The organism is Pleomorphomonas sp. T1.2MG-36, from assembly GCF_950100655.1.
Taxonomy (GTDB): Bacteria; Pseudomonadota; Alphaproteobacteria; order Rhizobiales; family Pleomorphomonadaceae; genus Pleomorphomonas.
The window spans coordinates 18,180-44,447 of the sequence record NZ_CATNLY010000054.1; the positions used below are offsets into that span (position 1 = coordinate 18,180).

The 26,268-nt window shown below is 59.5% G+C and carries 25 protein-coding genes and 1 pseudogene; 21 read left to right on the top strand and 5 right to left on the bottom strand.

The genetic code is table 11. The features are described 5' to 3' along the window. The first annotated feature begins 84 nt into the window (after window positions 1–84). From QQZ18_RS23325 to QQZ18_RS23355, 7 genes are all read left to right on the top strand, one after another. Entirely contained in the window at window positions 85–831 is a 747-nt protein-coding gene (locus QQZ18_RS23325; RefSeq protein ID WP_284543521.1) for an ABC transporter ATP-binding protein, read from the top strand. After that, window positions 828–1,760 carry an ABC transporter permease gene (locus tag QQZ18_RS23330; RefSeq protein WP_284543522.1) on the top strand — a complete coding sequence of 311 codons (933 nt, stop codon included), beginning with the start codon at window positions 828–830 and terminating at the stop codon, window positions 1,758–1,760. Before QQZ18_RS23325 ends, QQZ18_RS23330 begins: the two co-directional genes overlap by 4 nt. Further along, entirely contained in the window at window positions 1,753–2,739 is a 987-nt protein-coding gene (locus QQZ18_RS23335; RefSeq protein ID WP_284543524.1) for an ABC transporter permease, read from the top strand. The genes QQZ18_RS23330 and QQZ18_RS23335 overlap by 8 nt, the downstream gene beginning before the upstream one ends. A gap of 2 nt (window positions 2,740–2,741) precedes the next feature. Then, window positions 2,742–3,353, top strand: coding sequence for a hypothetical protein (locus tag QQZ18_RS23340; RefSeq protein WP_284543526.1), 612 nt, complete (start codon window positions 2,742–2,744; stop codon window positions 3,351–3,353). 54 nt (window positions 3,354–3,407) lie between these two features. Further along, window positions 3,408–3,959, top strand: coding sequence for a fused DSP-PTPase phosphatase/NAD kinase-like protein (locus QQZ18_RS23345; RefSeq protein WP_284543528.1), 552 nt, complete (start codon window positions 3,408–3,410; stop codon window positions 3,957–3,959). 68 nt (window positions 3,960–4,027) lie between these two features. Further along, entirely contained in the window at window positions 4,028–4,579 is a 552-nt protein-coding gene (locus tag QQZ18_RS23350; protein WP_284543530.1) for a phosphatase PAP2 family protein, read from the top strand. Between the two features lie 1,147 nt (window positions 4,580–5,726). Further along, window positions 5,727–5,927, top strand: a complete 201-nt coding sequence (locus QQZ18_RS23355; RefSeq protein WP_284543531.1) for a hypothetical protein — start codon at window positions 5,727–5,729, stop codon at window positions 5,925–5,927. A gap of 249 nt (window positions 5,928–6,176) precedes the next feature. Here the strand turns inward: QQZ18_RS23355 and QQZ18_RS23360 are convergent, their stop codons facing one another. Beyond that, complete coding sequence (locus tag QQZ18_RS23360) at window positions 6,177–7,097, bottom strand: LysR family transcriptional regulator (protein WP_284543534.1); 921 nt, start codon at window positions 7,095–7,097, stop codon at window positions 6,177–6,179. Window positions 7,098–7,255: 158 nt separating this feature from the next. Here QQZ18_RS23360 and QQZ18_RS23365 point away from each other — a divergent pair, with 158 nt between their 5' ends. The 8 genes from QQZ18_RS23365 (at window position 7,256) to QQZ18_RS23400 (ending at window position 15,416) form a co-directional block, all read left to right on the top strand. Beyond that, complete coding sequence (locus QQZ18_RS23365; protein ID WP_284543535.1) at window positions 7,256–8,236, top strand: aldo/keto reductase; 981 nt, start codon at window positions 7,256–7,258, stop codon at window positions 8,234–8,236. Window positions 8,237–8,257: 21 nt separating this feature from the next. After that, on the top strand, window positions 8,258–9,154 hold the full coding sequence (locus tag QQZ18_RS23370; RefSeq protein ID WP_284543537.1) for an aldo/keto reductase: 897 nt from the start codon (window positions 8,258–8,260) through the stop codon (window positions 9,152–9,154). A gap of 26 nt (window positions 9,155–9,180) precedes the next feature. After that, a complete protein-coding gene (locus QQZ18_RS23375; RefSeq protein ID WP_284543539.1) occupies window positions 9,181–10,332 on the top strand; it encodes an aldo/keto reductase in 1,152 nt (383 codons plus the stop codon). Window positions 10,333–10,395: 63 nt separating this feature from the next. Continuing rightward, window positions 10,396–11,133, top strand: a complete 738-nt coding sequence (locus tag QQZ18_RS23380) for an SDR family oxidoreductase (protein ID WP_284543541.1) — start codon at window positions 10,396–10,398, stop codon at window positions 11,131–11,133. Between the two features lie 9 nt (window positions 11,134–11,142). Next, window positions 11,143–11,670 carry a flavodoxin gene (locus QQZ18_RS23385; protein WP_284543543.1) on the top strand — a complete coding sequence of 176 codons (528 nt, stop codon included), beginning with the start codon at window positions 11,143–11,145 and terminating at the stop codon, window positions 11,668–11,670. A 670-nt stretch (window positions 11,671–12,340) separates the two neighbouring features. Continuing rightward, window positions 12,341–12,913: a PAS domain-containing protein gene (locus tag QQZ18_RS23390; RefSeq protein WP_284543643.1), complete on the top strand. Its 573-nt coding sequence runs from the start codon at window positions 12,341–12,343 to the stop codon at window positions 12,911–12,913. Next, window positions 12,882–14,210, top strand: coding sequence for a methyl-accepting chemotaxis protein (locus tag QQZ18_RS23395; RefSeq protein WP_284543546.1), 1,329 nt, complete (start codon window positions 12,882–12,884; stop codon window positions 14,208–14,210). Before QQZ18_RS23390 ends, QQZ18_RS23395 begins: the two co-directional genes overlap by 32 nt. Window positions 14,211–14,393: 183 nt before the next feature. Beyond that, window positions 14,394–15,416, top strand: a complete 1,023-nt coding sequence (locus QQZ18_RS23400; protein ID WP_284543547.1) for a PAS domain S-box protein — start codon at window positions 14,394–14,396, stop codon at window positions 15,414–15,416. A gap of 480 nt (window positions 15,417–15,896) precedes the next feature. Here the strand turns inward: QQZ18_RS23400 and QQZ18_RS23405 are convergent, their stop codons facing one another. Beyond that, window positions 15,897–17,174 (bottom strand): DUF892 family protein, encoded by a 1,278-nt coding sequence (locus tag QQZ18_RS23405; RefSeq protein WP_284543548.1) that lies wholly within the window; start codon window positions 17,172–17,174, stop codon window positions 15,897–15,899. Between the two features lie 387 nt (window positions 17,175–17,561). Here QQZ18_RS23405 and QQZ18_RS23410 point away from each other — a divergent pair, with 387 nt between their 5' ends. Then, window positions 17,562–19,742: a bifunctional diguanylate cyclase/phosphodiesterase gene (locus tag QQZ18_RS23410; protein WP_284543551.1), complete on the top strand. Its 2,181-nt coding sequence runs from the start codon at window positions 17,562–17,564 to the stop codon at window positions 19,740–19,742. A gap of 416 nt (window positions 19,743–20,158) precedes the next feature. After that, window positions 20,159–20,359 carry a hypothetical protein gene (locus QQZ18_RS23415; protein ID WP_284543552.1) on the top strand — a complete coding sequence of 67 codons (201 nt, stop codon included), beginning with the start codon at window positions 20,159–20,161 and terminating at the stop codon, window positions 20,357–20,359. A gap of 42 nt (window positions 20,360–20,401) precedes the next feature. Here the strand turns inward: QQZ18_RS23415 and QQZ18_RS23420 are convergent, their stop codons facing one another. The 3 genes from QQZ18_RS23420 to QQZ18_RS23430 form a co-directional block, all read right to left on the bottom strand. Next, the gene (locus QQZ18_RS23420) at window positions 20,402–20,689 is read right to left on the bottom strand and encodes a hypothetical protein (protein ID WP_284543553.1); all 288 of its coding nucleotides are present in this window, start codon (window positions 20,687–20,689) and stop codon (window positions 20,402–20,404) included. Window positions 20,690–20,720: 31 nt separating this feature from the next. Beyond that, on the bottom strand, window positions 20,721–22,283 hold the full coding sequence (locus QQZ18_RS23425; protein ID WP_284543555.1) for a diguanylate cyclase: 1,563 nt from the start codon (window positions 22,281–22,283) through the stop codon (window positions 20,721–20,723). Between the two features lie 197 nt (window positions 22,284–22,480). Next, window positions 22,481–22,639 (bottom strand): hypothetical protein, encoded by a 159-nt coding sequence (locus tag QQZ18_RS23430; protein ID WP_284543557.1) that lies wholly within the window; start codon window positions 22,637–22,639, stop codon window positions 22,481–22,483. Window positions 22,640–22,777: 138 nt separating this feature from the next. On the opposite strand from QQZ18_RS23430, the gene QQZ18_RS23435 reads away from it, so the two are divergent. From QQZ18_RS23435 to QQZ18_RS23450, 4 genes and pseudogenes are all read left to right on the top strand, one after another. After that, a complete protein-coding gene (locus QQZ18_RS23435; RefSeq protein ID WP_284543560.1) occupies window positions 22,778–23,236 on the top strand; it encodes a hypothetical protein in 459 nt (152 codons plus the stop codon). Window positions 23,237–23,433: 197 nt separating this feature from the next. After that, window positions 23,434–25,107 (top strand): methyl-accepting chemotaxis protein, encoded by a 1,674-nt coding sequence (locus QQZ18_RS23440; RefSeq protein WP_284543561.1) that lies wholly within the window; start codon window positions 23,434–23,436, stop codon window positions 25,105–25,107. A 210-nt stretch (window positions 25,108–25,317) separates the two neighbouring features. Continuing rightward, complete coding sequence (locus QQZ18_RS23445; protein ID WP_284543562.1) at window positions 25,318–25,764, top strand: hypothetical protein; 447 nt, start codon at window positions 25,318–25,320, stop codon at window positions 25,762–25,764. A 154-nt stretch (window positions 25,765–25,918) separates the two neighbouring features. Next, window positions 25,919–26,242: pseudogene (locus QQZ18_RS23450) on the top strand (HD-GYP domain-containing protein); the annotation flags it as partial. Window positions 26,243–26,268: the final 26 nt, after the last annotated feature.

A 26,268-nucleotide genomic window follows, 5' to 3' on the forward strand; every position in this document is an offset into this window, starting at 1 on the left:
CCAAATCTCACGGATTTGTATGATCCAGAAGAGGTGTTCCTCGGATGGATCTGCCAGTCTGCCTCCATTCCAACGGAGGGTTCGATGGCCGAAACGACACTGGCAATCTCCACACGCAAACTAAGTTGCCGTTATGGCGACTTCATTGCGCTGCATCCGCTCAATCTCGATATTCCCAAAGGCGAGGTCTTCGGCTTTCTGGGACATAATGGTGCGGGCAAGACCACAACGATCCAGCTCCTGACCACCCTGCTCGAACCAAGTTCAGGAGAGGCGAGCGTCGCCGGTTGTGACGCCAGGCGCAACGTTGTCCAGCTTCGCCGCCAGATCGGCTATTTGCCGGAGAATGTGCGCCTCTACGATACGCTGAGCACACGCGAAAACTTGCGCTTTTTCGCCTCGTTATCTCAGATCGAGGACGCGCATGAGCGGGTCGAGGAAGTCATGGATTTCCTGCATATCCGTGAGCTGGCCGACCGCCGATTGAGTACCTTTTCCAAAGGTATGCGACAGCGCGTAGGCCTGGCCCAGGCGATCGTACATCGCCCATCGGTGTTGTTCCTCGACGAGCCCACCTCCGGGCTCGATCCCATGGGCGTACGAATGCTGCGAGAGGTAATCGAGCGGCTCAATGCCGACGGCATGACCATTTTTATGAACACTCATGTGCTGAGCGAGGTGGCGCGCAGCTGTACCTCTATCGGAGTGCTGTCACACGGGCGATTGGTATTCCACGACCGGATCGAAGCGGTTAGCGCGCGTTACGGCGATGAAGCGGCGTTGGAAGAGCTTTATCTCAGCGTTGTGCCCGGACGGGAGGACGCGGCATGAGGCCCTCAACCATCATCGAAAGGCATGCTCTTGCCGCGCTTGCTCGCGAACGCACGATCATCATGATCGCCTTGTTGTTCGCGGCGCTTGTTCTAGCTTCGGCCTATCTCGGCTGGTCGGCTACAATCACCGTCGACGGCATCTATGCAAGCGCCAGGGGCTGGTTCGCAAGTAACGGTCAGCCAATCCCGCCCAACCCGGTTACGCAGGGTTCCGCCCTGGAGCTATTGCGAAATCTGACGATCTACATCAGCCTGATCGGGGTGTTTTCGGCCATCGTGTTCGGTTACCGCATGGTCGAGGCCGACCGCCGCGCAGGTGTTCTGCCATTGATAGGTACGCGGCCGCTCGACCGTCTCGACTATGCGCGCGGCAAAATTGGTGCCCTGGCCAAAGGCCTAGGCGGGCAGATCGGACTGGCCGCTCTTGTCGGGGCGCTGACGCTTCTGGTCCTGCCGTCGATCCATGTCAGCGTCGCCGAGTGGGTACGGTTCGCGGCCTTCTTCGGGCTCGGTTGGTTCTACATGATGACCTTCGGACTGGTCGCGATCGGTTCGAGCGCCCGGGCGCAAAGCGAAACCGCGGGACTTTTGGTCCCGGCCGTGCTGTGGCTGACGCTAACATTCGTAATGCCGGCACTGACCGGCAACATTCTGCCAACTGCTGCGATCAATCCGGTCTCTGCCCTTGCTCCAGCGCCGCAAACACTAGTTTTCGACTGGTGCGCGACACTGCTCGGGCCGATCTCGCTAGCCGAGGCCTACAAGTATTTAGGCGCCGAACTCCTCGGTTATCTGCCCGTCGGATTGCCCCCGCGGGGCGCTGTGCCGCCGCTCGTCGTTGTGATCCTTGCCGGGGCAGCAGCGTTTGCCTTTGCGCTGAACAGCTGCCTCAAGCTCGACATGACCAAGGGAGGTCCCAATGCTTAGCACCCTCTCCGCCGTCGCGATCATCTCGCTCAAGGACGCCCGCATCGCCCTGCGCGATCGTTTCCTTCTGGTGGCGACCCTGGCCCTTGGAACGGCGGCGCTGATCTCGCTGGTCACAGGGACGATCGCGATGCGCACCGACGTCGCGACATACATGATGGCAAAGGAGCAATTGCTCGCCCTTGGCAAGGAACTCGGCACAATCGCCGCGCCCGAGTTCTATCCGTTCAAGCTGATGCGCGGCACAATCGAGCAGATCGAGATCATGGGCGCCGTGATCGCCCTGATCGCCGGGTATCGTGCCGCCGTCGAGGAGCGCGGACGTCAGACGCTCGCTTTGATCCTGACCCGACCGTTGAGCAACTGGCAGTTTCTCGCCGCAAAGCTTCTGGGGGGTGCCGGATTGGTGGCCGTGGTCCTGATCGCGGTTTTTGGCGCTTCGGCCCTGGTGCTCGCAACCGGCTCAGGTGTCGGGCTCGGAATCGATGATTTGCTGCGGCTTGCGTTGATTTGGGGCGGATCCCTGCTTTACCTAACAGGCATCTTTGCCGTGGGATTTGCCCTCAGTCTCTGGCTAAAAAGCCCAGCAAGCGGCTTGCTTTACGCCTTCGCGCTCTGGCTTCTGGTCGTACTGATCGCGCCTCAGGTGGGCGATACGCTCGACCCTGACAATCAGGTCGTCGGCGGCGTCTTTGCCCAGCTCGCCATCCCGAAGGTCGAGCAGGATCGGATCAAGGGGGGCTTTGCCACCTACGAGACGGTACGCAACGGCATCGAGATCTCGTCCGTTACCAAGCATTACGAGCGGCTCACCTTCGCTGTGCTCGGGATCAAGGACACCTACACCGGCAAGACGCTGGAAGTAATCTGGGTCGACAAGCGTGGCGATGCGCTGTTCCTCCTCCTTTTCGCCTTGGGCCTGAGCGGGCTTGTCCTACTGCGGCCAATCCAACCCAATCGTCTCACCAAGGAAGACTGACAATGACCAGACACCTAACCGCGATTTCGCTCTTGATGATGTTGGCCGCGAGCACAGCCCATGCTGCCGGGAACGACAGCGACGGAGACGGCGTGCCCGACACGGCCGAGAAGCTGCTGCAAACCGATCCGCTGAACCCCGACACAGATGGCGACGGACAGAACGACCTCGCCGACAAGACGCCTGTCTTTGCGCCGAGCCCGATCCAACCGGGTGGATCCCCGGCGTCATTCCACATTGGCGAGCTTCTCGTGGAAAACAACGTTGACCAGGTCGGTCACAAGGACGCTCCTGATCATCTCGAGATTCAGGTGATCAATGACGCCGCCAAGCCACTGTCAGGTTTTACGCTTTACTATACGCTGACTGATGTCGATACAGGTGCCCAGGAGGCATATATCGCCCATCCCGCACTGACCATTCCGGCTCATGGCGACGCGCGGATTCATATCGATGACGGCAGTGTGACCGGGCACCTCCGCGCAAATCCGAACTCGATCTATGCGACGACGCAATCGGCCAAAACTGTGAGCGTTACATTGCAGTTGCCCGGAGAGGCCGCGGTCCAGCAGACAATCAAGAAGGATGCGGGCGGAGCCGAACAGGCCGATTAACCCAGCTCTTGGATCGGCGCTCTCGGTGAGGGGATGTGCAAAGCGGGAATGTTCATGAACCTTCGCAAACTTCTTCGCCTCTCAATACTCGCACTGCTGGCTGGCATTGTCGGTTTTGGTCTCTATCTCTGGCAGCTTCAGCGTAGCGGGAACTTCCACAGCGTCGTCGCAGGAGAGCTTTACCGATCCAACCAGCCAACGCCAGAACGGCTAGCCCTCTACGAGAAGGAAGAGCATATCCGATCGATCCTGAACCTGCGCGGCGCCCAGCCCGGGGCGCCGTGGTACGAAGCCGAACGCCAGGCCGCCGAGCAACTCGGTCTGACTCTGATCGACTGCCCAATGTCGGATCACGAGGTGCTGTCGCCAGATCACGTCGATGCTCTCATCCGAGCCCTGGCCGAGGCACCCAAGCCCTTACTGGTTCATTGCAAGGCCGGAGCGGACCGCTCCGGTTTGGCCTCGGCTCTCTACCTGGCGCGCATAGCGCATGTTGACCCCGAGCTTGCGGAGAAACAGCTCTCCATTTTCTACGGACATTTCTCCGTGCCATGGTTGTCCGGTGCTTGGCCGATGGACGTCACCTGGGAGGCGGCGGAGGGATAAGCCAGATACCTAGCTAGCCCCCATCTCGTGCTAACTTACCGACCGCAGAATACCAATAGGAACTGCAAATGTACGATCTGGATACCTTCCTCACTCACACCATCAACAGCCTTGCCGGAGTCTACGCCCCCGTCGATTTTGTAACGCTGTCAGTTTCAGCAATCGGTGTTCCGCTTCTGGTCTTGGCAGTTGCCGGGCAATGGTGGCGGCGGGGGGATCGGGATAACACTCGCCACGTGCTCGTTGCCACCGGCCTTTCATTTCTACTCGGCCTTGCCGTCAATCAGCTGATCCTGCTGCTGGTTCCTCGTATCCGGCCCTACGATGCTGGCGTCAGTCATCTCCTAATCGCCCCAAGCGCAGATCCATCCTTCCCGTCCGATCATGCCACCGCGACATTCGCGATCGCCGCCGCTTTTCTGATTCACCGAATGCGCCGCCTAGGAGTTTGGTTTCTCGCCGCCGCCTTCCTAGTGAGCTTCTCGCGAATTTACATCGGTACGCATTATGTAAGCGACGTGCTTGGAGGAGCGGCAACCGGCTTCATGGCTGCGATCGTGATCCGTTTCCTTTTTCGGGAGGGAACTCGACTGGACCGGCTGATCACCGGGATTTTGTAGGATGTAGGTCGGGCGAGCCGTGCCTATCAGGCCTGCATTTCGACGACCACTCCGTCCCTCACGTCCTCGGCTTCATGAGCTTCCCTATTCGGCGGTCCGCAGCCGCCCATTTCGGTCGGCTGCGGAAGTTGCCTTTTCGCCCATGCCAACGCAAACGGGTGCTGCCGCACAGGCGCAGCGAAGAAACGCCGATCACATTCCATAATCTTTATTATGCGAATCATTGCTCAAAATGAGATAGGTTCGGATTGCAGCGCGTATTGTGCGTGAAACATGAGCTGCAGCCTGTTTCGTGGACACGATCCTAAGCTAATTCGGCCTCTCGTTCGAACTCGATGGGGCAGAGATAGCCGATCGTCAAGCGGAGCCGCTTCGGATTGTTGAAGCGTTCGATTTAGTCGAACATCCGCTCCTGTCTGATCGCGGATCCGGTAGACCTCAGACAGACCCTCTCGGTTTTCAGCGACGAGAAGAAGCTCTCCATTACCGAGTTATCACAGAAATCGCCTGCTTGGTCGTTGAACATGAGAGCGGCGTTGGCGAGCAGCGTTTGGAACTGTGCTGGCTACTGGCTACCGCGATCGGGATGGTGCGGCAGCGCACCGGAAAATCATCTGATAAGTGTCAGGGCACGAAACCATCCAAAAATTCGCATGCTCAGCCGAAGGTCGGGCCATCATGCTGTGTGCCCTTGCCTGTGAGGTCACGCTCGCCGTCGACCAAGTCAGGCGCGGCGGCACCATGGCCGGGGTTTCGACCCAGACTCACTATCTTGCCCCGACCGGAGGTCGTGGCCAACCGGGGCAGTTCGGCATTGGGAAGGTGAACTGAGCCAGTTACGTGAGAATTCGGCTGGGCCGACATTACTTCCCCTTCGTCGGTGTGGTGACTTCAAAAAGTTGCGAAGCCAGGATTCAGCATCTCAGTTCCTATTTTCTGACGAAGATTCCGGACCGAGTGTTGCGATATGGTCCTTTCGGACCGTTACTTCTGGGAACGTTCGTGAAACATTGTCACCGCTCGGCGGTTTATAACGCCTGTAAATGGTGTTTCAGTCGATTAGTCGCGCAATATCCGGCGTGCTCCATGCTGTTGAATGAAATATGAGTTGGATCTCATCGGAAGCCATCAAACTTGGAAGTTACAGATGCCCAATGAGCAGGAAGAACTCGATGCAGCGATAGATGAAGCAGTGGCGCTGTGTAAGCAGCTGACCGCTTTCGATTTAGCCGAACTCAAAGTGGGGCGCATTACGCTTGCTGCCGCGCGATTTGAGGCGGCTTTTGCCGAAGTGCAGGCGATAGGCGGCATTGGCGCTGGCGGCCTCGACGAAGAAAATAAGGACTGATCAGCTCAAAATTCAGCTACAAACGCTTTAGCCAGCCCGCCAGCGATAGTAGTGTCTATAACGTTTCGCGTGACACCACGAAGATGGATCCTTTAAACACCACCAACGACCGCACGGTGCATATCGACCGCTAAAGCGGCCACCTCTCCGTATCAGAGGCACCCGGGAGGACGGGCGACATGAATGTTGATTAACGATCAAAGATCTTATTGCTAACAATGGCTTACGAAGGGCGTATTTTGCAATTCTTCAATACAGATGTGTCGGCCTTACCCGGCCCTTTTTGAATTTCAAGGCTTCGCAAAGGATTGTCAGCGCCGGCGAGGAATGGCGGCGGCTCGGATAGTAGAGGTGATAGCCGGGGAAAGGCTCGCACCAATCCTCGAGCACGCGAACCAGCCGACCGTCGGCGATGTGTCCAAGCGCCTCGTCTTCCGGCAGGTAGGCAAGGCCGGTGCCGGACAACGCCGATTTGAGCCTGAGCGCCATGTTGTTGAAGATCAACTGGCCTTCGACGCGCACCTTCAGCTCGCGGCCATCCTTCTCGAACTCCCAGGGGAACAGGCCGCCATAGGTCGGCAGACGGAAATTGATGCAGTTGTGCTGCGTCAGTTCCTGCGGCGTCACCGGCTTGGGATATCTGGCAAAATAGGCCGGCGCGCCGACGACGGCCATCCGCATCTCGGGCCCGATCGGCACGGCAATCATGTCTTTCGCCACCTGCTCGCCGAGCCGCACGCCGGCGTCATAGCCCTCGGCGGCGATGTCGGTCAGGCCGTGGTCGACGATGATCTCCACCTGAATGTCCGGATAGTCGGGCAGGAACCTGGCCAGCGCCGGCTGCAGCACGGTCACCGCCGGATGTTCGCCCGCCGTGATGCGGATCAGGCCGGCCGGCTTTTCCCTGAGGGCGCTCAGCGCCGAAATATCCCGTTCGATATCCTCAAAGCGCGGCGCCACCGATTGCAGCAGGCGCTCGCCAGCCTCGGTCGGCGAGACGGAGCGCGTGGTGCGCGTCAACAGCTGCAATCCCAGCCGCACCTCCAGCCCCTTGATGGTCTGGCTGAGGGCCGATTGCGACACGCCGAGCTTGGCCGCCGCCTTGGTGAAGCTGCGCTCCCTGGCGACCACCACGAAGGCGGAGAGGTTGTTGAAGTTCTCGCCCAGCATTCATTATCCATTCTTATAAGTACATGCCGATTATAGCGCCTAATCGCTGCGGTGGACGAGGCCTATATTGCCTTCAACACGATGGGCAGCGCTGGCGTCGATCCTCGACCACGGCGCGTGACTTTCTTCCGGTCCGCATCGCTATCGAGGACAATCACATGCAAATGCGCACATTGGGCGGCAATCTCCAGGTATCGGCCATCGGCCTCGGCTGCATGGGGCTCAGCTACGGCTACGGCCCGGCCACCGACCGGGGCGAGGCGATCAAGCTGATCCGCGCCGCCGTCGAGCGCGGCGTCACCTTCTTCGACACCGCCGAAGCCTACGGCCCCGGCCTCAACGAGGAAGTGGTCGGCGAAGCGCTCGAGCCCTTCAAGGGCCAGGTGGTGATCGCCACCAAGTTCGGCTTCAAAGACGGCAGGCCGGCCAGCGGCCTCGACAGCCGTCCGGAACGCGTCCGCCAGGTGGCCGATGAGGCGCTGTCGCGGCTGCGCGTTGAGACAATCGACCTCTACTACCAGCACCGCGTCGATCCGGCCGTTCCGATCGAAGACGTCGCCGGCACGGTGGGCGACCTGATCACCGAGGGCAAAGTCAAGCACTTCAGCCTGTCAGAAGCCGGCGCCGACACCATCCGCCGCGCCCACGCCGTCCAGCCGGTGACGGCGCTGCAAAGCGAATATTCCCTTTGGTGGCGCGAGCCCGAGAAGGAGGTCATCCCGACGCTGGAAGAACTCGGCATCGGCTTCGTGCCGTTCGCCCCGCTCGGCAAGGGCTTCTTGACCGGCAAGCTAGACACCAACATCAGCTTCGCCAAAGACGATTTCCGCAGCACGGTGCCGCGCTTCCAGCCTGAGGCGCTGAAGGCTAACCAGACGCTGGTCGATCTCGTCACGTCGATCGCCGCCGACAAGGGCGCCACCCCGGCGCAGATCGCGCTCGCCTGGCTGCTGGCACAGAAGCCCTTCATCGTGCCGATCCCCGGCACCACCAAGCTGCATCGCCTGGAAGAGAACCTCGGCGGTGCCACCGTCGAGCTGACGGCCGCCGACCTCGCCCGCATCGCCGACGCGCTCTCCGGCTTCAAGCCGCAGGGCGAGCGCTACGCCGCCTCGCATCAGCGCTTCGTCAACCGCTGAACCAACGACAGGAGGTCAGCAATGGCCCAGACCACACCCGAAACCACGCTGGCCAACGGCCTCGCCATGCCGCTTATCGGCCTCGGCGTCTATCGCAGCAGCCCGGAGGAGACGGTGACCGCCGTATCCGCCGCGCTCGCCACCGGCTACCGGCTGATAGACACCGCCGCCGCCTATCGCAACGAGGCCGAGGTGGGCAAGGCGCTGCGCCAGAGCACCGTCGGCCGAAACGAGGTGTTCCTCGTTACCAAGCTGTGGATCAGCGACTACGGCTACGACGAGGCGCTGCACGGCTTCGACCGCAGCATGAAGAAGCTCGGCGTTGATGGCGTCGATCTCTACCTGATGCACCAGCCGATGCCCAACGAGTGGGAGCGGACGGTGGCTGCCTGGAAGGCAGTCGGCCGCCTCTACGAGGAGGGGCGAACCAAGGCGATCGGCGTCTCCAACTTCTCCTCCGAATTGCTCACCGACCTGATCGAGCGCACCGGCATCGTGCCGCACGTCAATCAGGTTGAGCTGCACCCCTTCTTCACGCAGCCCGACTTGCGCGCGACGCACCAGAAGCTCGGCATCGCAACCCAGGCCTGGTCGCCGATCGGCGGCGTCATGCGCTACGTCACCGACAACCCCGATGCGGCGCCGAGCCCGCTGTCGCATCCGGTCGTCACTGGCCTCGCGGCCAAGCACGGCAAGACGGCCGCTCAAGTAATCCTGCGCTGGCACCTGCAGCATGGCTTCTGCGCCATCCCGAAGTCGGTCAATCCCAAGCGGATCGCCGAAAACTTCGCCGTCTTCGACTTCGCGCTGACCGATGCCGAGATGGCCTCCATCGACGCCCTCGACACCGGCGTTCGCAGCGGTCCGAACCCCGCCGACATCGACACCAGGAAATATCCCCTCCGCATCGAGGATTGATCCCAGCCCGACGACAGGAGTGAACCATGACTAACGAGCGTAGCCTGACGATAGCCCGCCGCGTCTTTCTCGGCGCCGCCGGAACCTTCGCCGCCGCCTCGGCCCTGGCGAGCAGCACGTCTCATGCCTCCGCCCAGGCAGCAGCTCCGGCGGCTGCCAAGCCGGATGTTGGTCGCCGCAAGCTCGGCAAGCTCGAGGTGTCGAGCCTCGGCATCGGCGTCCAGAACATGAGCCGCACCTACCAGACGACCATTCCGACGCGAACGGAGATGCACGCCATCATCCGCGCCGCCTTCGATCATGGCGTCACCTTCTTCGATGCCGCCGAGGCCTACGGCCCGCACGAGGTCGAGCGCATCCTCGGCGAAGGCATCGCCGACTTCCGTGATCAGGTGACAATCACCTCCAAGTTCGGCTGGAACATCGACCTTGAGACCGGCGAGCGCCGCCCCGGCCTCAACAGCCAGCCTGACCACATCAAGCTGGCCGTCGAAGGCATGCTGAAGCGCCTGAAGACCGACCGCATCGACCTGCTCTATCAGCATCGCGTCGATCCGGCTGTCCCCATCGAGGACGTTGCCGGCGCGGTCAAGGATCTGATGGATCAGGGCAAGGTGCTGCACTGGGGCCTTTCCGAGATGGGCCCGCAGACGCTGCGCCGCGCCCATGCCGCACTGCCCCTCAGCGCCGTCCAGAACGAATATTCGCTGCTGTGGCGCGGCCCGGAGGAGACGGTGCTACCGCTCTGCGAGGAGCTCGGCATCGGCTTTGTCTGCTGGAGCCCGCTCGGCGTCGGCTTCCTGAACGGAGCCATCGACCAGAAGACTCGCTTTGCCGAGGGCGACATTCGTGGCATCGAGACCCGCTTTTCGCCGGACAACCTGCCGCAGAACCTCAAGCTGGTGGAATTGGTGAAGAGCTGGGCCGCCCGCAAACAGGCGACGCCAGGCCAGATCGCCTTGGCCTGGTTGATGGCGCAGAAGCCATGGATCGTGCCGATCCCCGGTTCGACGCAGATGGCCCACATGCTCGACAATGTCGGCGCGGCCTCCGTTGCCTTCACCGCCGCCGAAATCGCCGAGCTGAACGCGTCGGTGGCCGACATCAAGGTGGTCGGCCAACGCCTGCCGGACCAGGTGCTGCAATATTCGGGCGTCGAAGCGGCGGCCAGATCCTGATCGATACCTACATAACAGCATCGGCCGGGCGTTCGGTCCGGCTGCCGCCATAGGAGCGAACCCATGCAGAATATTGAAAACAAGGTCGTCGTCATCACCGGTGCCAGCAGTGGCCTTGGCGAAGCGGCGGCGCGGGAATTGGCCCGCAATGGCGCCAAGCTGGTGCTCGGCGCCCGCCGGCTCGATCGCCTTGAAGCGCTGGCCAAAGAGATCGGCATCGACGCCAAGGCCGTGGTCAAGACCGACGTTACCAAGGCGGACGAGGTCAAGGCGCTGGTGAACCGCGCCGTCGAGCTGCATGGTCGGGTCGACGTGATCATCAACAACGCCGGCATCATGCCGCAGTCGCCGCTCGAGCGGCTGCGCATCGACGAATGGGATCAGATGATCGACGTCAACATCAAGGGCGTGCTCTACGGCATCGCCGCCGTGCTGCCGCACATGACCCGCCAGAAGAGCGGCCAGATCATCAACGTGTCGTCGGTGGCCGGTCACAAGGTCAGGGCCGGCGGCGCCGTCTACTCGGCCACCAAGCACGCCGTGCGGGTCATCTCCGAAGGCCTCCGCCAGGAGGTGAAGCCCTATAACATCCGCACCACGATCATCTCCCCCGGCGCTGTCGACACTGAATTGCCGAACAGCATCAGCGAGAGCGATGTCGCCGCCGGCATCAAGCAGTTCTACGAAAAGATGGCGATCCCCGCCGACTCTTTTGCCCGTTGCGTCGTCTTCGCCATGAGCCAGCCCGACGACGTCGACATCAACGAGATCCTGTTCCGGCCGACGGCGCAGGAACTCTGAGGCAGTGCCATGACTGACCGGATTACCCGCCGCACCTTGCTGGCGGCACCCGGCCTGCTGCCTCTGGCCGTTCAGGCGGCCAGTGCGCAGCCGGCCGGCGGACCAGAGAGGACGACATCGAAAATCCTCGTCGCCTACTTCTCCCGCTCGGGCAACACCCGGGTGATCGCCGGCACACTCCAGCGGGAGCTCGGGGCGGACCTGTTCGAGATCAGGCCCGAACGGCCCTACCCCGACGACTACGAGGAGACGGTGGCTGAGGCGACGCGCGAGCGCGACAGCGGCTTCGAACCGCCCCTTGAAGCGGTGGTGGCCGATATCGCCGCCTACGACACCATTTTCCTCGGCTTGCCGATCTGGGGTGAAACCGCCCCGCCGGTGATCCGCTCCTTCCTGCGGGCGCTTGATCTCATGGGAAAGACGCTGCGGCCATTCATCACCCATGGCGGCTACGGGCCGGGATCGAGCATGGCGGTGCTGGCCGACCACGCGCCGGGCGCGCGCATCCTGCCGCCCTTGGTGATGGAGGCTGAATAGGAGCGCCGAACGCCCAACCAGGTGAGAACCTGGCTGACACAAACCCGACGCTGAAGACAGTGAAAGAGTGATCCATATGCCAGCCCACTTTGTCACTTAGAGGCTGCAATTTGGGCTATCTCGCCATCATGTATCATTGGCATATCGCGGGCGGTGAAACCGTGCCGCAACCGCGCGGGATGCTCCTTTAGGTCAGCAGTAACTTTCCGCTGTTTGCTGTGAGCGCTTTGGTTGTGCTTCGGATGCGCCGCGAGGCCCCGCATAGCAGATCGCTCCGACTTAGCGCAATGTCGATGCGGGCCGTGTTGACATGCTCAGGTCATGCACAACTAGCTGACAGTTCAACATCAAGCTATTCGATTAATCATCTTGCAACACTGTCCGCTTTCTGAGTGCAGTTCATAGCTAACGGTAGTGTTCGATATGGTTCGTTGGCTACCACTAGGCACTAGATTAATGAAATAGCCGGCAATCTAGGCATCGTAAACCGAACGGCCATCGCGATATGAAACCGCTCCATTTTCGATTGCGGCCGGAATCGCCAACTAATGCTCACGGGGCGAGGCGGAACTCGGGCGCACGCTGCCGAGGTGAGCTAAGGCAATAATTACGTTTAGCAATTGTTATGAATCGACCGATAAGCTTGTGAAAAATGCCGGGGGAAGACATGATGCGAGCGCAGGCTGTCCAGCGCGGACGTGACAATTCCAAAAGAGTAACATTTTCGAAGAAAATAACAGGCGTCGAACGTACGTTTGATGACAACGATGTCATCGTTTCGAAGACTGATCTCAAAGGTACTATCACATACGCGAACGACATTTTCTTGAAAATTGCCAGTCTTTCGGAGAGTGACGCAATAGGAAAGCCGCATTCCATTATTCGTCACCCCGATATGCCACGAGCTATATTTAAGCTTCTCTGGGATACAGTTCAGCGAGGGGACGAGATTTTCGCCTACGTTGTAAACTTGGCGTCAAACGGAGACCATTATTGGGTATTCGCCCATGTGACGCCGACGTTTGGGGCGGACGGTAGCATCATTGGATACCACTCAAACCGCCGCGTCCCTTATCCCACAGCCATAGCTGCAATTAGGCCTCTGTACGCTCAACTCAAGGACCTCGAGGGCGCAGCGTCCAACCGCGTCGAAGGCCTTAGAGCGTCTTCAAACGCTCTTTCCTCTTTACTCCGAGATCGTGGCATCAATTATGACGAATTTGTCTTCTCTCTCACGCGCTGAAATCTTCGTTTTCGTTCAATGCCCCCTTCTCTCGGGCGCGTTCGTCACCGGGACTTTACTCGGCAGCGGTCTTCTATCGCTGACCCTGTGTTGTTTGGCGTTTTTGTCGGCGGGTGCGGCATGGTGGCAGCTCAGGAGGCTCAGGCGATCGTTGCGATGCATTTCAACCGTTATGGAGAAGGCGGCGCGCGGGGATCTTGAACCACGCATTGTATTGATCGCGGATCGCGGCGATGTCGCCCGGCTAGCGAACAACACGAATCGTATTCTTGACGTGTGCGATGCATTTGTCCGCGAGGCTCGTGCAACACTTGCCTGTGTTCGCGATGGCGCTCGTCACCGCCGCATCATCGAGCGCGGCATGGTAGGCTCTTTCGGAACCGCTGCGCGGACGATGAATGAGGCCGTCGATACCATCGACAAACGACTGGTGGGATTTAAGTCGGTCATGCAGACGTTCGAGGATTCGGTCGGGAACGTTGCGCACAAGCTCGGTGGCGCTGTACAGGATCTGTCCCGGTCCGCAACATCGATGCATTCATCGGCCGAAGCCACGGAGACGAGATCGACGACCATCAGCGCTGCAGCTGAGGAAACATCAGTGACGGTCGCTGCGGTCGCGGCAGCGATCGAGGAACTGACCGCTTCGGTATCTGGCATTGCGCAGCAATCGGAGCGCGCCCTCGGAATCGCCGCTCGAGCCGATGAGCAGGCGGTGAACTCCCGCACTGCCATCGACAGGCTTTCCAGCGCGGTAGGAGAAATTGCCGGGGTGGTCACGATGATCCGACAAATCGCGGATCAAACGCGCCTTCTTGCTCTCAACGCGACAATCGAGGCGGCACGGGCCGGCGAAAGCGGACGTGGATTTGCGGTGGTCGCTTCGGAAGTCAAAGCGCTTGCCGATCAAACCGCGACGGCAACCGAGACGATCAACGCTCGGTTTGGCGCCGTAGAGGATAGCTCGGCTCGGTGCCGCGGAGCTATAGAAAGCATCACGGGCATTCTCGCGGAGATAACCGACGCCGCCTCGGTCATCGCTGGCGCGGTGCAGGAACAGAGCACCGCGACGCAAGAGATCGCCAATTCGATGCAGATGGCTTCAAAGGCGACTGATGACGTATCGTCTAGCGTCGTAACCGTGGCCGACGCCGCGTGTCAGACCGGGCGCGCTGCATCGGAGGTGTCGGCGGCCTCGGCGATATTGGCAGAGCAGCACGAGCGGCTTAAGACATCAGTTGCGGGCTTCCTTCACAGGACCCGTGAAGTCATCGGTGTTAGCCGTATCGCAGCCTGACCGGTTCACGCCGCGCACTCCATTCGCTATATCGGGCGTGCCGACACAGGTGACCAACACCTGTTGGTCCGGACATTCGTTGCAGGTTGAAATCTTTGCAGGATTGGAGGAAACAGGGACGGAGGGCGTGAATTCACACAGACGGAGTTCCGTTGTGTCCACTATTGCGAGGGTAGGATAGACATGACGACGGACAGCGTCGCTCCCCTGCCTCTGGTTTTCTCAGGGACGGAGAGTGCTCCCGACCCGAGGGACTGGCTTTCGGCCATTATTGCCGGGTCGGACGACGCCATCATCAGCAAGAATCTGGAAGGGAATATTCAAAGCTGGAACGCCAGCGCGACACGGCTGTTTGGTTACACGGCGGAAGAGGTGATCGGCCGGCCGATCACCATACTTATTCCGGACGACCGTTTGGATGAGGAACCCAGGATTATAGCGGCCATCAGGGAGGGCAAGCGGGTCGAACACTTCGAGACGAAGCGTCGACGAAAGGATGGTTCACTCATTGACCTGTCCCTTACGATCTCTCCCATCCGAAATGCGAGCGGCGTCATCGTCGGCGCTTCCAAGATAGCGCGGGATATAACCGAGCGTCGTAAGGCCCAGGAAGCCCAGTCGCTGATTCTGAGCGAAATGCGGCACCGCATCAAAAACCTCTTCACGCTCACTGGTGGGATCGTCGCCCTGGGGGAGCGATCCGGCGCGGACAAGGATGAGGTCCTGCATACCGTGCGTGATAGGCTGGCCGCCCTGGCGCGAGCCCACGACCTCACCATGGCCGACCATGGCGACGACGGCCTCGGTGAGCGTGAGGTAAGCTTGGTGGACCTGTTGGAGGCCGTTCTGCGCCCATACGAGGGACAGGTCGAGGCAGAGGTCAAAGTCAATCACGTCGTATCGGGCAGGGCTTTGTCAAACATCGCTTTGTTGCTTCACGAACTTGCGACCAATGCTGCGAAATACGGGTGCTTGTCCGTTCTAGAAGGCCATCTTGAGGTACATATTGAAGAACGGGACGATGAACTCGGTCTGGTTTGGGTCGAGACGGGCGGCCCACGAATTAATCCGCCCGAGACGACCGGGTTCGGAGGTCGTCTCCAGACGGGGCTCGTCTCCGCTCTCGGCGCTACGCTCAATCGCGACTGGCGGCCCGAAGGGCTATGCGTCACGTTGACGCTGCCCAGGGCAGCTCTTGCTGGCTGATGATGTGGGCGGATGCGGCGGCGCGGTCCAGGAAGCCAACCGGGCGAGCGATCCGTCTACGCGAGGGCTAGGACTCGAACGGCGGACAGGGGCCGCTAAGTCGGCTGGGGCATGAAAGCGACGGTGGCGACTGCGGAAGCGGCAGTTACGACCGGCAACGATCACTCCGACGGGGGTAACGGAAATGGCCACGGCAACGGAAAGCCATAAGCGTCCGTGCCCGTGAATATTGTCCCAGCGTCGGCGTCGCCGCGCCTTTACCACCACTAGACCAACCGATTTCCCCTGGGCAAATCTTGTTGCCCTGGCTACGGCCTCCGATAGGCCCTAACCGGAGTCGCGCCCGTACTCGACGCTAGCGTCAGAACCGTCAAGAAAAGCGCGTGTACGTGCCGGTACGCTCACGCACCCTGCGGAGGCAAGCAGGGCACATGAGCGCCTAGTGGTCGCGCGCATCACTAAGTCCGCGCAACTGAGATGTTACCGCACGGCGGGCGGCATGCCGGCGAGCGACGTCAGCGGCTGCGACACCTGGTTCAGGAGGTAGTCGGACTTCATTTCCTCACCCAGCGACAGCGTCAGCAACTGGGCGATCTCGTTCTGATGCAGCTGGAGGGCCATGTTGCGGGCAGCAGTATAAGCGGCGATCTCATAATGCTCCACCCGCTGCGCCGCGCCGATTAGAGCGAGATCCGCGAGGAACTCGGGCATCTTGTCGCCCTTCTTCATTACCTCATCACCCTCCTCCAGAAGCCCCTGCATGCCCTTGCAAGTTTTGGCCGACGTAGCGCCGCCCAGGATCTTCAGAGCCGCGTTGAGTCGCTCGACCTGCGTGTTCGTTTCCTGCAGATGGAGTTCAAGAAGCGCGCGCAACTGCTCGGTCTTGGCCGCTTCGGCCATCTTTGGCAGTGCCTTCACCAGCTGCTTTTCGGCGCTGAGTAGGTCGCGCAGTTCCTCGATCAGGAGCTCGCTGAGAGGCTTGGGGTCAAGCGTATCACTAGTGACAGCCGCCACGCCGCTGCCGGAGGTAGGCGCGGCTCCGTCGCCCTCAAGCCCGGCGAAGGCCGTGGCCTCAACGAACTCCCAATCGCCCCCCTCGTTCCAAGGACCGCGGGCGTCGACTTCGCCGAGCTGACCCTCGCCCGTTGACTCGTTGAAGTACTGGTTGACCAGCTTGGGCGTCGGGGCGATGCGGCCGATCATGAACGGTGGCGTTCCGATGCTTTCGAGCGCCGCCGCGAAGGCCTTCATGTGGGTGATCTCGCGGGTCATCAGGAACTGCAGCGCGTCCTTGGTGCCGGGGTCGCGGCAGAAGTCGATCAGCCGCTCGTAGACGATCTTGGCGCGGGCCTCGGCGGCGATGTTGCTGCGGAGATCGACGTCGAGCTCACCGGTGATCTTGAGGTAATCGGCCGTCCAGGGATTGCCCATGGAGTTGAACAGGTTGACGCCGCCGCCGCCAGCAATGGCAATCAGTGGGTCGGCCTCGGCATCCTCGCGCACCGACTTCATCGGTTTGAGGTGCATGCGGGCAAGCGTGCCGACGATCTCAAGATGGCTGAGCTCTTCCGTGCCGATGTCCATCAGAAGGTCCTTGCGGGCGGCATCCTCGCAGTTGAGACCCTGGATGGAATACTGCATCGCCGCCGCGAGCTCGCCGTTGGCGCCGCCGAACTGTTCCAGCAGCATGTTGCCGAAGCGGGGATCGGGCTCATCGACGCGCACGGTGTACATCAGCTTCTTGATGTGGTGGTACATGGGAGTCCCCCTTGAACACGAAGCGGCTCGGTGCCGCTTGGTAATAAGCGAGACGAACCGAAAAGGTTCCCCCTGCGCCTTGGGGTATTTGCGAATGAATAGCCAAAGAAATCAGGACAAATTGCCTCATGAATTCGGGGCGATGCGACCCTTTTTGCGTTGCGGTCCGCAAATCGCATATAGCCTCCACGACACCCATCGATGTGACGAAGCCTGCTCGGACTTCCACTCGCCTATGAGTTTGGAGCCACTTGATCGCCCCTTTCGCGGCGCTCCACTCGGGCGGATGCGGCTTTCTTTGTGGGCATGATCGCGCTCGATTCCGGGTTCCTTCAGAAACGGGGAGTAACCTGAGCCCTGGAACACAGGTTGCGTAGAATGGTCAAAATGAAGTCGACTGCCGGTACCCCGCTTTTAAGATTGGTTGCACCGACCTTCGTCATGCTGATTCTGCTAACGGGCATGGGGGCGTTTCTCCTCTGGATGTCCCAGAGCGTAGATGACGAGGCAGCTCAACGGGAACGAAGGATAGCGGAGCAGGCCATATACGAGCTCCGGTACAACATCAGTCATAACCAGGAGAGCTCGACTTTTTGGAATGAGGCTGTCGAGAAGGTTTCCCGTCCGGGAAACGATGAATGGCTCGATGAAAATCTCGGCACGTGGATGCATAAATTCTACGGCTTTGATGAGCTCTATATTCTGGATGGCGGCAACCGTCCGGTATATGCGTTCGCCGCAGACGCCATCAGGGAACCGGTATACTTCGAGACGCGACGCGCGGTATCGACGCCGTTTCTGGAGGATCTCCGTTCGGATCTGCTGAAGAGGCAGCCTCCCAAGGAGGGCCAGCAGACGGTGGGGGTATCGGACTTTCTCCTGATCGACGGGCGACCCGCGGTCGTCAGCATGAAACCCATCGTATCGGACTCAGGGGAAATTGCCCTTACCCCTGAGACCACGTTTGTCCACGTAGCCGTTCAATATCTTGATGGGCCTGTCAGCGAGAGGATCTCAAAGAGTTTCGTTTTGAACGGATTGCATGTTGCCCCAATTGGATCCGGCCATCGGGACGAACAAAAGGTAACGATCCTAAATGAACGGGGCGAACCGTCGGTAAGCTTTGAATGGAGGCCGTTCCGGCCGGGGCACGGTCTGCTGGTCAGAATTCTCCCTCTGCTCCTGCTGGTTTCCGTTGTGCTTGTCGCTGGAACCGTCAGCCTGTCGGTCTTCTCGTATCTTCGGATGAGAGATAAAGCCCGGAATGAGGATCGTCTCATATATCTCTCCTCCTACGATTCCCTGACGGGATTGAGGAACAGGGCGGCGTACGAGGAGGCCGCCGACGCCATAATCGCAACTATGGAGAGCGGGGTACCTGTCGAGCCGGTCGCCATTTTGTTTATGGATCTCGATCGATTCAAGCAGGTCAACGACATCTACGGTCACCAGGCAGGCGATGCGGTCCTCAAAGAATTCGCGAAGCGAACCAAATCCGTTCTGCCGGAGGGTGCCGAGCTATTCCGCATCGGCGGTGACGAGTTCGCGGTCATTCATCCGAGGAGTTCGCCGCGAGATGCGGAGGCAATCTGCGTTGCGGTTATCGACGCGTTAAAGTCTCCGATCGAAATCGCCGGCCGCGTCACTTTCGTTGGCGTCACCGTCGGCGTGGCATTTGCGCCTACCCATGGGATGCACAGAACGGAAATCGACAGAAAGGCGGATGTCGCCCTTTATCATGCCAAAGCCGCAGGCCGCGGACGCTACTCGATCTTCGGCACGCAGATGGACGAAACGATGCAGACTGCGGCGGCAATCGAGGAGGACCTCAGGACCGCCATGGTCGACAAGTCGCAGTTTTTTCTGCATTACCAGCCGAAGTTCGCGTGCAATAGCGGGCAGTTGCAGGGCGTCGAGGCCCTTGCCCGTTGGCATCACCCCGAGAAGGGAGCCATATCGCCGGCGGCCTTTATTCCCGTTGCCGAGAGCATCGGACTGATAGGCGAGCTTGGAATATGGGTGCTCGAACGCGCATGTCGGGAATCGCTCGCTTGGCCGATCAGCCAGCTGTCGGTCAATGTATCTCCGAAACAACTGATCGAGCCCGGCTTTGCGCGTTCTGTCGAGAGCATACTGGTGACCACGGGCTTTCCCGCGAGTAAGCTGGAGCTGGAACTGACGGAGTCAGAGTTAATTGGGTCGGGGACGGAAGCCGTCGAGTGCATGAGACGTCTCTCGGACATTGGCGTCTCGATTGCCATCGATGACTTCGGTACCGGTTCATCCAATTTCACTCGCCTCAGGGACGTGGAGTTCGACAGGATAAAGATCGATCAGAGTTTCGTGAGGAACATCGATTCATCAAATAGCGACGTCGAAATCGTCCGAGCCATGATTACGCTTGCCCATGCCAGAGGCATCAAGGCAACGGCCGAGGGGGTCGAGACTTCCGGGCAGAAGGAAGTGCTGTGTTCGTTGGGTTGCGATGAGTTGCAAGGCTACCTTTTGGGGAGGCCCTGTTCGGCGGACCGAATAGAAGGTCTTCTCGGATCGCCGACAGCCAGCTGACAGACAGCTGCGCTGCGGCAGGTCACGACAGATGGGGGGATATTGCCGCGAGGGGTTTCAGCGTTCCGGCCGTACGCACTCGTCGAACCGCCGAGAGACCGCGCCCCTCCCATGAGGCCGGACATGCGTCCCAGGGGCCGAGCCATCCTCCAGAGATGCAATAGGGAAGTTGCCAGGACGAGTGAGGGTTTGCGCTCGTGACTACTTTTGGGCTGACAACTTCATCAGGATTAGTTTTCAGGGTCGGTGCAAGCTGTATTATTGGTAATACAAACGGTTGGTACTACATAATGCTTACGACGAAATAGGTCCCGAAATATAACGGTGCACCCCGTGTCTGATCAATCTAACGTATGTCAGGGGGCTCGGCGGAGGGATAAGCTCCGGTCCGTTTACGGGGATGCATGATGATCCAAATGGCAGATCGACTGGTCAAAAACCCTCGGCCGGAATACGTCGATTTCATCGAGATATGCAGCTATATGGAGATAAGGCAGGGCATCCGGCGGCAGCTTATCGTTGAAGCGTTGCTGTCCGCTGCGCTGAGCCTTTGCGGGGAGACGAAGGCTTTTTCGGAAGCAACCGAGACCGTCCGCGCTCGGTACGGCGTTGAGTAGGCCTGTCGATGCGGCCGCCGGTGACTCGTTTCCGCCCGACATTCAAGGTGCCGCTCCGCTATCGATAAACTCGTATAGGGCGCTCTCATCCTCGAAAGAGAAATACTGAGCCGCAGTCGCCAACCCGAAAGACAGGACGTCCGAACTCGGAATGCGCCCTTCAGCTAGCTCTACCATCAAACCATCCAGCAGTCCTTGGAGATCTTGCATCGAGCATGCAATGCCGCGCTTGGCTAGATATTCGCCGATCCCAATGGTGACCGCCCTTCGGAAGTACTCTCTCCTTCTATCAGTGGGGAGGACCATGGCGTCCCTGTAATAAGTGCCCATTCAAGGGTCTCCGGGTTTGTGCAGCGCGTTGTTATGCTTTCGGATCAAGCGTTGTCCCTCTGGGCGATGGCAGAGTTGCCACCGTGGCGCCACCGCGTCCGCCCTCGGCACGGTTTCGACCGTTTGCTTTTGCCAGATAGAGCCAGCCGTCTGCTCGGGAGATCAACGAAACCGCACTGTCTCCCTGAACGGCTACGGTATATCCGATGCTTACCGTCACGGTGCCGTGAGGCGAGAAGTCGTGGGGGATTCCCATCGCCTCGATGTCGCACCTCAGCTGCTCGACCAAACTTGAGAGCGACTGTCCTTCGGTTTCCCACAGAACCAACGTGAATTCCTCGCCGCCGTATCGGGCCGCCATCTCGTCCTGCTTGGATGCGAACTTGCGGATTATGGTGCCGAGCACACGTAGGACGTCATCTCCGCTGGCGTGGCCATAATGATCGTTGAACGCCTTAAATGCGTCGATGTCGATCATAACGAGCGAGAATCCGACCCCCTTGGTTTCGAGGCGTTGGAGCGAGGTCTGGAGACTCCGATCGAGTGCTCGCCTATTCGCCAGCTCGGTGAGACCGTCGCTGTGGACAGACATCTCCAGACTGTCGAGCATTATGTTGATTGCCCTTCCAAGGAGCGACAAATCCGGCAAGGGGGATAGAACGTTGACCCTTCGCGACCAGTCACCCGCCGACACACGTGCGGCAACGTCGGTCGCCTGCTTTAGCCAACGCAGGATCGACCATTCGAGCACCGCATAAGTCAAAGAGGCGATGCAGAGGATGACAAGGCCCATAACGGCAAGCCGCCGAAGCATACTGCTCACCGCCGCGTCATGCACGGATTTTGTCGAGATTCCGAATGCCACCCTATCCATTGTGCCGGGCAGAAGCGCCACGCCGATGACGTCGTCTCCCGCACCGTAGGTTCCCGGCTGAATCAGGCCGTCACCGATCTGGATCGCTCGACGGACCGCTTCCGGGGAAATTGCGTTGCCCGTTCCAAGAATTGTTCCCGAGTCCAAGCGATTGCCATTAGCATCCAGCAGCATGGCATGCGTCAGGGGAAGCTCGAACTGTTGGAGCGTCACCTGGCGGAGATAGTCAGTGTTGAGAGCAATGGCGAGAACGAAGACGATTGTGTTCTGACTTCGAACTGCTCTGGCCGACTGTGTGATGACTTTGTTGACGATTCTACTCGGAATGAAATCACTCCAGACCACACGGTCGGTTGCAAGCGCGTGCTTGAAATACTCGCGGTCCCCGACATAGACGCCGACGGCGCTTTTGTCGGAGGAACACTCTATGACGCCGTGCGGTCCGATGAGCGAAATGCGCTCGACCTTTTGCTGGATCCGGAGAATGCGGGCCAGGCTCTCATTGCAATTATTCGTCGACAGACTTCTCAACTCATGGCTTAGAGCAATGGTCTCAGACAGCCTTTCGACCTCGGCTCGCGCGTCAACGAACGCTGTCCGTGTTCTGGCCAGCGAAGCGGCCATACTCTTGTCGATGGCTTCGAGTTGCTGCGCCAGATCCGACCGAGTCCATATTATCTCATTGGCGATAAAGGGAACCAACCCTGCCAGCATCGCCATAAGGAGCACGATCCTCGCCCTGAGAAGGCCTACCATGAGAGTTTCCAGAGTTACACATAACTTACTTTATTCTTCAGTATTTTACAAAGTGCTAATAAATATTGAACAGCATATATATTGATCGGTAGATCTGTTGTTACCCGTCTAGGCAGGTATGGACAGAGGTGACATTCCCGACCGATGTGACACTATTAGCCTCAGCCCAGCGAAAAAAGCCCCTCACGGCTAGCGACCACGTCGTGAACAGAGGCGATGAGAGCTTGGAGTTCCGAGGCCTGAAGCGAGTTGTTTAAAACGTAGGCAGCAGCATTGGTCGCAGACATGTCGAACGTGGTGCAGTCAGCTTCCTCCGTCATGTCGTCTTCTTCCGCGCGGGTATTTCGGACCAGCTATAGTATCTTTAAGGAAATAAACATCGGTTGCATGGATCGGAGTTCTACGCAAACCTGTAGCGAGGCGAACCGTAACAGTTCGCCGAAGCGGAGGTTCCAGACATGCTCCAGTCCGAAAGATATAAGGCGGCCGTACACGAAGCCGGGCATGCGATCATGGCCGTCGCCTGCGAGTTCAAGGGTATCCGGATCGAGTTGTCCGAAGCCGACAACAGCCTTGGCAGGACGTTTTTCGATGACACACCCATCCTCTCCGAGCACGACCGTATCCGACACGTGCTTGTGGCACTTGCCGGAATGCTGACCGAACAACTGGTCACCGGCGAAGCCCCTCCCCTTGACCACACCTGGGGGCATTTTGAAAAAGCCAGGTCCCATGCGGCAGCTCTACCCGGGCATACGCCTGAGAGCCTCGTTGAAAGAGCATGGGACTATCTGAAGCATCACGTGCCGATGGGGCTGGTCGAGGAGGTGGCCATGGCAGCGATGCTCAACGACGGGCTCTCGGCCGAGGAGTTCACGGAATACACGGACCGGATCTTGCCGATCGACCTAGGATAGATTTATTGCCTGAGTTATCGGCATTCCCATCAGACCTGTTGAAGATTTATCTATTGCGACTGTAGATCGTTCAACGAAGCGTGAAACAAAGCCAGGGAAGGCAAAATACCTAATCGAATGAAAGGGTTTTCGGAGCGATGCGGTAACTCATTGTCAATGCACACGAGCTAGATTCGTTCTAGAAGTGAGGCTAAGCTATGCGCATCAAAACGAAAATCCTTTCACTTTCGGCGGCTTTCGCCATTGGTTTGGCGAGCCTTACCGGTTTAGGCGTTAACTCGATCCTTAGCTATGGCGAGATGGTCACAGAGCTCGACCACACGCATGTTCATGCGTTTCTAGGCGAGGAGCTCAATGGCATCGTCACCTCGGTCGTCGCCGACTCTCGGGGGATCTACGCGGCTGCCGACACCAAGACGGCCGAGAACTATGCCAAGGGCATAAGGGCAAGCCTCGACAAGTTGAACAAGCTTCTCGTGGAGTGGGACAACATCGCCGACGAGGGTGACAAGGCGGCGCTTTCCGAAGTTAAAACACAAGCGGCGGACTTTACAAAGTTCCGGACCGAGCTGGCGCGTCTTGGTGTGGAGGTCTCTCCGGTCGAAGCCAACAAGTTCGGAAACAACGATGAGAACCGGGCGAACCGAAAGGCGTTTCAGGCTCGCATTGATGCCCTTGTAGAGCAAAACATGGCTGACCTTAAGGTTCAGCAAGACCTCATGGAGGTGTTCGCCCGGCAAAGGGTCACAACGTTTGTCCTGCTGGCCGCCGGCGGCTCTTCGCTTCTCCTGATCTACTCTCTTTGGCTCAGCATTTTTGCCGTGTCGCGGCCGCTCGATCGTGTGGCCAATGTCGTTGGCAAGATTGCCGATGGTGCCTATCAGACTGAAATTCCCGCCGTCAGCGGGACGGATGAGATTGCGAACCTCTGGCGAGCGACCGGCAAGCTTCGGGATAAGGCTGTTGAGGCGGAACAGCTGAAGGCGGAGCAGGAAGTAAACGATGCGAAGGCAGCACAGGAACTCATTCTGGAACGCAATCGCATTGCCGATCGGTTCCAGTCCAGCATGGGCAGGCTCGCTGAGGATTTTGTGAGTGTGTCCAAGGAAGTGGCCTCGTCGGCGGAGAATCTCTCTGCAACAGCCGAAGAGACCTCACGCCAAGCTCAAGCCGTGACCGGCGCCGCCGAGGAAGCCGCGCTCAACGTCGAGGGTGTTGCCTCAGCGACCGAGGAAATGACCGGTTCCGTGCAGGAGATCAACAGCCAGGTTACGCGGTCAGCAGCGGTTGCGCTGACGGCGACCGAAGAAGCCTCCCGCACCGAGGCTCAAATCCGGGAACTGTCGGCTGCCGCCGCCCAGATCGGCGATGTGGTCAATCTCATCTCAGCGATCGCTGGCCAGACCAACCTTCTGGCGCTCAACGCGACGATCGAAGCCGCCCGTGCCGGCGAGGCTGGCAAGGGCTTTGCCGTTGTTGCCTCGGAGGTGAAGAACCTTGCTGGACAGACCGCCAAGGCAACCGAGGAAATTTCCAAGAAGGTCAACGAGATCCAGGCTGCGACCTCCGCCACGGTCGGATCAATCGAAACCATTGTCTCCACCATTGCCACCATCCGCGACCTCACCTCGGCGATTGCCGGATCTGTTGAGCAACAGGGCCATGCTACCTCGGAAATCGCCAACAACACCCAGCGCGCGTCGGTTGGCACCCATGAGGTCACTCAGAACATCCACGGCGTTGGCCATGCCGCCGAGCAGACGGGGGCGGCTGCCACACAGCTCATGCAGCTGTCATCCGGCCTCCAGGGGCGCGCCACGGACCTCGAAAGGGAAGTGGAGATTTTTGTGAGGACTCTACGCGCCGGCTGACGGCTGCCGAGCCATGCGGGGAATGGCTCAGGCCGTTGGCAGGCCAACAACAGGACATAACTTCATAAAAACCCTCTGCTTAAAGTTCACCTATTGGGCGAGCCTTACGACAAGTCGGATCCCTGTCGGCATGCTCTTCTGTCGCAGGGGTTTGAAGCCGACCGCTTGCCTCTCCAGCCAATGAGCATCGCGGGTGCCGGAGATGGCGACTTGTTGGTCATCACCGGCCGAACTGATCCCCGGATCCATACTCCGGAGAACCTGCTGCAGATCGTTGGCGACAGGAAGAAGCGGACCGTCCTCTACCTGACCGGCATGGCGTCCGATACCTTCATGGCATTTGAGCAGGCCGGCTTCCCGTTCATCAACATCACCACGGATGCGAGCGTGACGGGCCTCGTCAACCTCATCGCCCAGGTTGATGCGAACGCAGTCTACCGCGCTTCCAGAGCAGCTGCGATCCGCGCCTCGATGTCCAACAAGATCGCCAATTCCGTGGTCGACCTGTTCGCCCGGCTTCGTGCCAATCCGGTAGCGCCGAAGCTTGAAGAATTGTCGCGCCAGCGCAGGGCGATGAAAGAACTCATCGGCAAGTCGCCGATGTCGGCCTGGATCGACCTGATTCGAAACTATCACGATGGCACGGCTGAGCATTGATCCCTCGTGTCCGGCTATACGTTGGCCTTCGCGCGGGCTCTTGGGTTCGGCGAGATGCAGACGGGACGCCTGTTCGACGTCGCCTTCTTCCACAACGTGGGAAAAGCCAAGATACCGCTAGAGATCTTGGACAAGTCCGGTCAGACTCGAGTCTGAGGAATGGGAGATCATGAAACGTCATTTTCTCCATAGCTACGAAATCCTGCCCCGCGATGGGCACACCCGAGGCGAGATCGCCCGGGTTGCTCGCGACCATCGCGAGTACCTTGACAGGTCAGGCTACCCGAACGGGCTTCGGGGCAACGAGATAGATGACATTACCCGCTTCATCACTATCTGCGATATCTTTGCTGCCTTGACCGAAAAGCGAGCCTACAAGGCGCCTAAGCGACTCGACGAGGCCTATACCATCCTCGTTTCGATGGTGGGCACAAAGCTGGACGGTTCTAAAAACCTCGCCAAATCAGGGTTTTTGTGATTCCCTTCGTCCTATGGCGGAGGGCT

Excerpts from the sequence above, each read along its gene's own strand:
- QQZ18_RS23325 (WP_284543521.1), top strand. The coding sequence starts at position 85 with ATGGCCGAAACGACACTGGCAATCTCCACACGCAAACTAAGTTGCCGT.
- QQZ18_RS23400 (WP_284543547.1), top strand. The coding sequence starts at position 14,394 with ATGACGACGGACAGCGTCGCTCCCCTGCCTCTGGTTTTCTCAGGGACG.
- QQZ18_RS23360 (WP_284543534.1), bottom strand. The coding sequence starts at position 7,097 with ATGCTGGGCGAGAACTTCAACAACCTCTCCGCCTTCGTGGTGGTCGCC.
- QQZ18_RS23425 (WP_284543555.1), bottom strand. The coding sequence starts at position 22,283 with ATGGCGATGCTGGCAGGGTTGGTTCCCTTTATCGCCAATGAGATAATA.
- QQZ18_RS23340 (WP_284543526.1), top strand. The coding sequence starts at position 2,742 with ATGACCAGACACCTAACCGCGATTTCGCTCTTGATGATGTTGGCCGCG.
- QQZ18_RS23355 (WP_284543531.1), top strand. The coding sequence starts at position 5,727 with ATGCCCAATGAGCAGGAAGAACTCGATGCAGCGATAGATGAAGCAGTG.
- QQZ18_RS23390 (WP_284543643.1), top strand. The coding sequence starts at position 12,341 with ATGCGAGCGCAGGCTGTCCAGCGCGGACGTGACAATTCCAAAAGAGTA.
- QQZ18_RS23335 (WP_284543524.1), top strand. The coding sequence starts at position 1,753 with ATGCTTAGCACCCTCTCCGCCGTCGCGATCATCTCGCTCAAGGACGCC.
- QQZ18_RS23350 (WP_284543530.1), top strand. The coding sequence starts at position 4,028 with ATGTACGATCTGGATACCTTCCTCACTCACACCATCAACAGCCTTGCC.
- QQZ18_RS23330 (WP_284543522.1), top strand. The coding sequence starts at position 828 with ATGAGGCCCTCAACCATCATCGAAAGGCATGCTCTTGCCGCGCTTGCT.
- QQZ18_RS23430 (WP_284543557.1), bottom strand. The coding sequence starts at position 22,639 with ATGACGGAGGAAGCTGACTGCACCACGTTCGACATGTCTGCGACCAAT.
- QQZ18_RS23410 (WP_284543551.1), top strand. The coding sequence starts at position 17,562 with ATGAAGTCGACTGCCGGTACCCCGCTTTTAAGATTGGTTGCACCGACC.
- QQZ18_RS23395 (WP_284543546.1), top strand. The coding sequence starts at position 12,882 with ATGACGAATTTGTCTTCTCTCTCACGCGCTGAAATCTTCGTTTTCGTT.
- QQZ18_RS23375 (WP_284543539.1), top strand. The coding sequence starts at position 9,181 with ATGACTAACGAGCGTAGCCTGACGATAGCCCGCCGCGTCTTTCTCGGC.
- QQZ18_RS23380 (WP_284543541.1), top strand. The coding sequence starts at position 10,396 with ATGCAGAATATTGAAAACAAGGTCGTCGTCATCACCGGTGCCAGCAGT.
- QQZ18_RS23405 (WP_284543548.1), bottom strand. The coding sequence starts at position 17,174 with ATGTACCACCACATCAAGAAGCTGATGTACACCGTGCGCGTCGATGAG.
- QQZ18_RS23345 (WP_284543528.1), top strand. The coding sequence starts at position 3,408 with ATGAACCTTCGCAAACTTCTTCGCCTCTCAATACTCGCACTGCTGGCT.
- QQZ18_RS23385 (WP_284543543.1), top strand. The coding sequence starts at position 11,143 with ATGACTGACCGGATTACCCGCCGCACCTTGCTGGCGGCACCCGGCCTG.
- QQZ18_RS23420 (WP_284543553.1), bottom strand. The coding sequence starts at position 20,689 with ATGGGCACTTATTACAGGGACGCCATGGTCCTCCCCACTGATAGAAGG.
- QQZ18_RS23440 (WP_284543561.1), top strand. The coding sequence starts at position 23,434 with ATGCGCATCAAAACGAAAATCCTTTCACTTTCGGCGGCTTTCGCCATT.
- QQZ18_RS23365 (WP_284543535.1), top strand. The coding sequence starts at position 7,256 with ATGCAAATGCGCACATTGGGCGGCAATCTCCAGGTATCGGCCATCGGC.
- QQZ18_RS23435 (WP_284543560.1), top strand. The coding sequence starts at position 22,778 with ATGCTCCAGTCCGAAAGATATAAGGCGGCCGTACACGAAGCCGGGCAT.
- QQZ18_RS23415 (WP_284543552.1), top strand. The coding sequence starts at position 20,159 with ATGGCAGATCGACTGGTCAAAAACCCTCGGCCGGAATACGTCGATTTC.
- QQZ18_RS23370 (WP_284543537.1), top strand. The coding sequence starts at position 8,258 with ATGGCCCAGACCACACCCGAAACCACGCTGGCCAACGGCCTCGCCATG.